Origin of the sequence: Microbacterium luticocti DSM 19459 (assembly GCF_000422405.1) — a bacterium.
In the GTDB taxonomy this organism is placed as follows: Bacteria; Actinomycetota; Actinomycetes; order Actinomycetales; family Microbacteriaceae; genus Microbacterium; species Microbacterium luticocti.
Window position 1 is genome coordinate 80,914 of the sequence record NZ_AULS01000017.1, and the last position, 6,455, is coordinate 87,368.

5 protein-coding genes and 2 pseudogenes are annotated in these 6,455 nt (G+C 64.9%); 4 read left to right on the forward strand and 3 right to left on the reverse strand.

Going from position 1 to position 6,455, the window contains the following annotated elements:
- Positions 1-91: 91 nt before the first annotated feature.
- Positions 92-1,285 (forward strand): annotated as a pseudogene (locus tag H577_RS16310) (IS110 family RNA-guided transposase); the annotation flags it as partial.
- 84 nt (positions 1,286-1,369) lie between these two features.
- Positions 1,370-1,978 carry a hypothetical protein gene (locus H577_RS0111490; protein ID WP_029146069.1) on the forward strand — a complete coding sequence of 203 codons (609 nt, stop codon included), beginning with the start codon at positions 1,370-1,372 and terminating at the stop codon, positions 1,976-1,978.
- Positions 1,979-2,004: 26 nt separating this feature from the next.
- On the opposite strand, the gene H577_RS0111495 is transcribed toward H577_RS0111490, so the two are convergent.
- Positions 2,005-2,322: a hypothetical protein gene (locus H577_RS0111495; RefSeq protein ID WP_029146070.1), complete on the reverse strand. Its 318-nt coding sequence runs from the start codon at positions 2,320-2,322 to the stop codon at positions 2,005-2,007.
- A gap of 115 nt (positions 2,323-2,437) precedes the next feature.
- Between H577_RS0111495 and H577_RS17420 the strand changes: the two genes are divergently transcribed.
- Together H577_RS17420 and H577_RS17425 are read left to right on the forward strand one after the other, a co-directional pair.
- Positions 2,438-2,809, forward strand: coding sequence for a hypothetical protein (locus tag H577_RS17420; protein WP_084516173.1), 372 nt, complete (start codon positions 2,438-2,440; stop codon positions 2,807-2,809).
- An 11-nt stretch (positions 2,810-2,820) separates the two neighbouring features.
- Entirely contained in the window at positions 2,821-3,228 is a 408-nt protein-coding gene (locus H577_RS17425; RefSeq protein WP_169566302.1) for an integrase core domain-containing protein, read from the forward strand.
- Between the two features lie 603 nt (positions 3,229-3,831).
- On the opposite strand, the pseudogene H577_RS16320 reads toward H577_RS17425, so the two are convergent.
- A pseudogene (locus tag H577_RS16320) lies at positions 3,832-5,159 on the reverse strand (IS1380 family transposase).
- A gap of 471 nt (positions 5,160-5,630) precedes the next feature.
- Positions 5,631-6,191, reverse strand: coding sequence for a hypothetical protein (locus H577_RS0111515; protein ID WP_029146071.1), 561 nt, complete (start codon positions 6,189-6,191; stop codon positions 5,631-5,633).
- Positions 6,192-6,455: the final 264 nt, after the last annotated feature.

Below are 6,455 nucleotides of genomic sequence, written 5' to 3' on the forward strand. Positions count from 1 at the left end.
TGGAAGGGAATGCCGTCAATGACGAGCATGACACTCGACCCGCCGGTGCCCAACCCGCTGTCTCCAGCGGTCGAGCTGGGTCGCCGGCGTCGACACGCACAAGAACACGCATCACATAGCGATCCTGGATCACGTCGGCGGACCTGTCGCCGACCGAGAGTTCCGGGCCGACGACCACGGCTACGCCCAGGCCATCGCGTTTCTCCGCGCGCACGACGACGGCGTCCGTGTCGGCGTGGAGGGCACCGGCTCCTACGGGGCTGGTCTCTCACGCGCGCTGAACGCCGCGGGGCTGATCGTCGTCGAAGTCGCACGGCAAGACCGGCAGGCCCCGCGGCGTCGAGGCAAGTCCGACCCGCTCGACGCGCACCAGGCTGCTGTCGCCGTCCTCGCCGGCACCGACACCGCGATACCGAAGTCTGGTGACGGAGCAGTGGAGTCGATGCGGATCTTGCTGGCAGAGCGACGCTCCGCGGCGAAAGCACGAGCGCAGGCGATGAACCAGATCCATGCGCTGCTGATCACCGCGCCCGAGCTGGTGCGACAGGCGTTCCGCGCCCTCAGCGGGCGGCGACTGGTGACCACGCTCGCCAAGACCAGGCCCGGAGCGATCGCGTCGCCCGATCCCGAGGTCGTCGCCCGCCAGACGCTACGGCGGTTCGCGGTCCGGCACCTCACGATGCAAGCCGAGATCGACCAGATCGAACAACAGCTTGAGCTGCTCGTCCGGCAGGTCAACCCCACACTGCTGTCTCTGAGCGGAGTCCATCCTGCGTCGACGCTCCTTATCACCGCCGGCGACAACCCGGAGCGGCTGGGGACCCGAGCGAGCTTCGCCGCTCTCGCCGGCGTCGCCCCGATCCCCGCCTCGTCCGGACAACGCACCCGGCACCGGCTCTCTCGCGGTGGCAACCGGCACGCCAACGCCGCCCTGCACCGGATCGTGCTTCTACGCATGCGACACCGCGGCCCTCGAACGATGGCCTACTTCGAACGGCGCCGCGCAGAGCAGCTCACCGACCGCGACATCATGCGCTGCCTCAAGCGGCACGTCGCGAACGAGGTCTACGCCGCCCTGCTCAACCCCGCCACCAATAACCCGGCCGGGCGCGAGCTCAGAGACCGCCGACAAACTATCGGCATCCCGATCAGCGTCCTCGCCGCCACTCTCGGCGTCCCCCACCAGCGGCTACGACGACTTGAGATCGGCACCCGCGCTGACCCCGACCTCGAAGCTCGAGCGACCGCCGTCCTGGAAGGAATCAACCCACCACTGGCCGCTTGACAACAATAGGAGCATCCACGCTATGGGACTCAGCCGATTACCTGTACGGTATCCATAATCTGGCAACCGACAAAGGAGCCCCACATGAAACACAAACGCGTAGCTGTCTCGGCGCTCTTCGCACTGGCACTGGTTGCAAGCACCCTGCTGGCGACATCGGCGCATGCCGAGGCGGTGGCCGACAACAGTTCAGGAGCCACAAGCAGCACGGAAACCGTTGGTGACGCCAACGCGTTGAGTCCGAGCGAGAAGAAGCTGTTCTACTCCAACGACCGCAAACAGATCGAAGTTGATGCCACGAGCGGGGACATCGTGTCAGTCACCCCGCTGACTCAAGAACAGCTGCAGTCCCTGATCGATGCGAATCAGCCTACGTCAGCCTTCACCGAGACACGTCTGGGCGCCGCTCCGCTCGGCGTGAGCACCGGCTGTCCGCTCACGTGGTTCGGATGCTGGTATGGCAAGAGTTCCGCATACGTGAACTATCAGTTCACCAACGGCGTCACGTCCGGCACCTGGACCAGTAGGCAGAACTTCTACACCGGAACGTACTACGCAAAACTCTGCTGGCTCGATCCGGCGAACACCAAGAAGACGTTCTGTATGGCGGAGCGTAATGGAACGAATGCCTGGATCACACTGGGTCAGGCTGTGACCGGCAAGAAGGTGGACCTGTCGCCCACGCGCGTCTAGATCACAGGAGGTTGTTCTGCCGTCGACTACCCCTGAGGGAGCGGCGGCAGAACGATCATCCAGACGATGAATGTCGTGAGACCGCTTGCGACGACACCACCAACGATGATCAGAACGGTCGCGCGAATCGTCAGGCGAAGGGGCTTCCGGAGAGCCAAGACGAGGATGCTCCAGACGAGTAGGACGATTCCGCCAACCTGAAGAAACAGTCCCCCGGTGTTCCAAGTCTCGATCTCCGACGGCGTCGGGTCGTAGACCGGAAGCTCACCAGACAGCGAAGCCTGTCGAGCGGCACCCATCCCCAGCAGGACGGCGGACACAACGTAGCCCAACGCAGCCAGCACCGCACCTACCGGAGACGAACGCGCTCGTTTTGCGCTTGATTGTTCTAGTGTCACAGTCCCGACAACATAGCAGACATCACCTGAGGGTTGATTCCCATATGTCGACGAGCCGCCGTTGCCGGTCTACGCGATCCTCCTCAAACGCGGCCAGCACATCGGCTCGGTCGCGACGTTGTATCGGGTGCTGCGCGAGAACGCACAGGTCTGGGAACGGCGCCGTCAAGCGTCGCACCCGCCTCGCAACGTGCCCGAACTGATCGCGACCGGACCCGGGCAGGTCTACTCCTGGGACATCACGAAACTCGCCCGGCCCCATCCGAGTGTCTACTACGACGGGTACGTGATGATCGACATCTTCTCCCGCTTCATCATCGGCTCCATCGTGCACTCCTGCGAGGACGGGCTGCTCGTCAAAGAGATGATGATCGACGCGTTCGGCCTGCACGGCACCCCGAGATCGCGCACTCCGACGACGGCCTGTCAATGACCTCAAAGACTGTGAAGACGCTCCCTCCCGACCTGGGCGTTGTCCGCTCGACCTCCCGCCGGCACGTCAGTAACGACAACCCGTACTCCGAGGCGCCGTTCGAGACGACGAAATACCTGCCCTTCTCCCCCAACCGATTCGTCTCTCTGACGCACGCTCGCAAGTTCCTGGACGAGTTCATCCACGCCTACATTCACCAGCACCGGCACACCGAGATCGGGATGCACACGCCAGCTGACGTCCACTACGATTTGGCAGACCCCATCGACCGCGGCCGTGGCGCCGCGCTCGAGGCGGCTCGCCGCGCTCACCCCGAACGGTTCCGAGCATCAAGCCACGAGCGGCCGAAGACCCTCGACCGGGGCCCAGCCGCGTGTGTCAACCAGCCACCAGCCGACGAGCTACAGCTCGCTGCCTAACACCCACCGGCCTCATCCACCTTGACAAGCCCGATGCGCTGCTCTCACTCATGTGAGAAGTGCGCCTCAGCCGCCTACGCTCCGGGTACAGCTCGGCCCGCGCCTTCCCATCAGCCGGTGGTGGACGTGTGCGCGATTTGCACTCGACTCGCTCAGTGAAGAAGGCCGTCCCACTTCGGCTCGTAGCTGAGCCCGCCCGGCACACTGTCGGCGTCGGGAATGCTCGGCACGGACTTGGCCAGCATCGGCGCGGGAATCTAGTACGGCATGGTCCCATCCTGTCTGTGCCCGCCGGCCGCGTCCAGGGTTGCGGCTCAGTGCCGCGGCGGGGTGAACTCGACGAGCAGGATGACCGCGTCGCCGCCGGCTGCGACATCCATCGCCCCCTTAGCCTCGATCTTTCGTCGGGCTGTTGAGTCGTCGCGTTCGGCGTCGTTGCCGGGGTCGTGGTGCTGATTTTGGCATGCGGGTACGACAGTGGCCGCGTTGCGCTGCAGTGGCGGGTCTCCGGTCTTGGTCGTGATGGTCGGCGGGATTGATGTCTTAGCCGGAGGGGGCGGGCAGGGTGCGGATCTTGTGGATCCCGGCGAGCATGGTGGTCGCTCAGCGGGTCCGGTTCGAGAGGTGCAGGATCGTGCGGCGTCCGTGGCGGGCGATGGTCGCTGGGATCGTGAAGAGCCGGTGCCGGAGGCGTTTGGGTTCCCAGCGGCGGGCTTCGTGTTCCGGGTGGGCGAGGAGTCCGGCCCATGCGGTGATCTCGGTGGCGAGGGCGACGATGGCGCACCAGATCCGGTTCTGGTCGAACCCGTGCAGGGGCGGGTTGCGCAGCCCGGTGTCTTTGGCCTGCCGGATGCGGTCTTCGCAGCGTGCCCGGCGGCGGTGTCGCAACTCGAGGCGTTGCAGTTGCCCGCGGCGGGTGTTGGTGGCGAACGCGGTCAGCCGGTATCCGTCGACGTCGTCGAACCGGAGTTGCGCGCCGGGGTGGGGGCGTTCTCGGCGGACGATCACGCGCATGTCTTTCGGCCAGCCCGTGAGGTCGAGGATCCCGGTCAGTTCCGCGACTTCGGCCCCGTCACGGACATCGCCATCGGCGTCGAGCGCGGGTTCCCATGCGTTGTGGTTGGTGAGGAGTCGGTAGAGCTCGGGGGTGTGGAACGGGAGTGTGTATCCGACCGAGTACGACAACCTGCGCTTGGTGAGCCAGGTGACGAACTCCTTCGTCCCACCAGCACAGTCGGCGCGGATCAGCACGCTCTTCCCCGGCCGGGAGGCGCCGCCGGGCAGTTGCTTCAGCGCGTCCTCGAGGACGTCGATGTGATCGGCCGCGGTGTTCGACCCCGCGTTCCCTGGCCGGAGTTTGACCGCGAGCATCTCCCCCGTGCCGGACGTGCCGTGATCGGCGAACGCGATCAACGGATGGAACCCGAACCCGCGTTTGAACGTCGCAGCCGCCTGTTCCTTCTCCGAGTGCGCGGTCAGCAGCGTCGCATCCAGATCGATCACCAACGGCGCGTCCGTACTGGTCGCAGCATCGGGTGCGTGTGTGTCGGCCAACACCCACGCCCTCTCCCTCGCTGCTCGCCGAGCGGAGTCGATCGCGGCCAGGGCACGCACCGGGTCCGCGGCGAGGGCGGTGATCGTGCGGGACACGGTCGGATCCGACGCGACCAGACCGTAGACGCCTGGTTCGGTGCGGACGGTCGCGATGTCGCTGAGCGCGTCGCCGCCCAGGGCGAGCGTGACCGCGAGGTCGAGGACAACCTTGCCCGGCTCGTGCTTGGCCATCGGTTTCCGCCACGGCCCCAGCGCTTCGGACAGTGCCCGGTCCAGGCCCGTCGCACGGATCGTCTCGGTCAGCAGCACACCGCCCGCATGACCGATCGCGGACACCGCCGCACATGGACACGGGGAAACGCTCCGGTATCCTTCACCCTGAAGGTGCTCCTCGAACTGAGAGAACTAGCTTCTAGACAATCCCAATTCTCCCAGATCAGGAGCACTTTCCACGTGTATGACACCACACCACGGGCCATCAACAACGAAAGCCCGAGGTTAACCGTTCCGTGAAGAGGTTAGCGACGGCCACGTCGTGTTCGGCGTGGTCCTTGGATGCCGAACCGGCTCAGGAGCTGAGGATGAAGTCGAACCCGCCGTCTTCAAGTGCATGAAGGTCCGCTGCGGAGAGAATCCCCGTGTCAGCGACGACAGGTTCCGTCGTGGGTGCCCGGCTGAGACCCCACACGTGCACTCCCGACCAACATGGGCAGCCTGTGGACATCCGCCTGACCGGCATCCTCAGCGGAGGAGTCTGGTCCTTCCAGAGAGGACATCGATCCCAGAACGAAGCAACGCAGGCACATGAACCGCCCCTCACGTGCCTGCGCCACCCGCGCGATGATCGATCAGTAGTTGTCGATTGTTGCCTTTGACGGCGTCACTTTCAGCGAGAGATACATGTCTTCGGATGAGAGACCGTTCCAGCTCGTGAACTTGGTGTGCATCTGAACAGTAGCGGGACCCGCACCGCTCGAATAGTTCCTGCGAGTGAACGTGAACTTCGGCGAGGTCACGCTTCCGTATGCCGTCGCCGCTTGGGGAGAGTTCCAATCACTTACATTCGCACCACCGGACCAGCGCGAGTAGGAGGACTTGAACTTGAGAACGGTGATCCCATCGTCGAACTTGATCAGACACCCGGTGTAGATGGCGATATTCGAGGCGCTCTCGTTCTTGCACCCCGAGATGGTGTTGACAGCCAACGGACTGATCCCACCGGAGGAACCAGACTTCTGGGCCTGTGTCACGCTGAGCACCCGGACGGATCCGTCTTGGTAGGTATAGCGCGTCGCTGTTCCGTCGTCCACCAGCGCGCTGCTGACCGGTTCGGAGCTCGATCGCTGCGAGTCTAGAAGCTCTCCACGATCCAGCTTCGACACCAGGGCGCCAATGGTGGCGTCGTCCACCCCCTGAGCCCTGATCCACCGTCGTGGTTTTGGTGGGCGTGTTTTCGTGTTTCGGTGGCGTGGCTTGTTGCGGGGGCGTGCGGGGTCGGCCAGCCGGTGCTCTGGCTTTTCCACTTTGGTTTCCGGTCGCGCCCGTCGCGGGCTGGGTGGTCAGGGTATCGCGGTGCGTGGTGGCCCGGTCGCGGTCTCCCATAGCAGCGTCCAGGCTGTGGCCCAGGGCCAGTGCGCGGGCAGGTGCATCACCAGTCGCCGCGCCGTGGAGGC